The organism is Vibrio sp. 1402 (assembly GCF_033340275.1).
The window spans coordinates 1-686 of record NZ_JAWOWE010000294.1; the positions used below are offsets into that span (position 1 = coordinate 1).

Consider the following 686-nt stretch of genomic DNA (forward strand, 5'->3'; position numbering starts at 1 on the left):
AGTCAGAATCGAGGAGATGCCAAAAACGAAACAAGCCGGCAGCATAAGGCGAAAACGCCCTACTCGATCCGACCAGCGCCCTAAATAAGGCGCACAAAACGCAATAGCTAGACTATACGCCGTAATAAAGAGTGTCACCTGGCTCGGTGGAACACCAAGATCATCTCCGATAGGTTCTAAAATAGAGCCAAGCAGCAATTCGTCAGCACCTACCAGAAATGCAATAAGGAACAACGCTATCGACTGAATCATGCTTCAACCTCCGCTTGCAACGAAAGCTCCGCTAAGGTCGCGATATCGACGATTCTGTCTGGCCAATCTTGGATAAATGCCTTCTCGTGTGAAACCAAGATGACACTGCCCGAAAAACGTTGTAGCGCCTGCTTCAACGCATCTTTACTGCTGGTATCAAGATGCGTAGTTGGCTCATCGAGAATGAGTACATTGCAGCCTCGTGTTGCTAAACAACAAAGCTTAACGCGAGTTTGCTCCCCACCACTCAACGCCTCTAAGCGACGTTGTGCTTTATCACCCTTTATCCCGAAGCGTGCTAACAGCTTACGAGCCGATTTACTATTGATTGAAGAATCGACCGCACACACCTCTTGCTCCGGTGTATGATCCGGATGACACCAAGATAGGTCTTGAGCGAAGTAACCGATCTTAAGACCTTGTGCAAACGTCAT

2 protein-coding genes are annotated in these 686 nt (G+C 48.3%); both read right to left on the minus strand.

All coding sequences use genetic code 11. The features are described from left to right. The coding region (locus tag R7044_RS25645) for an MFS transporter (protein ID WP_225456051.1) at nucleotides 1–252 on the minus strand (252 nt) is incomplete at its 3' end. Next, a partial coding sequence (locus R7044_RS25650) for an ATP-binding cassette domain-containing protein (RefSeq protein ID WP_225456052.1) occupies nucleotides 249–686 on the minus strand: 438 nt, incomplete at its 5' end. The genes R7044_RS25650 and R7044_RS25645, both read right to left, overlap by 4 nt.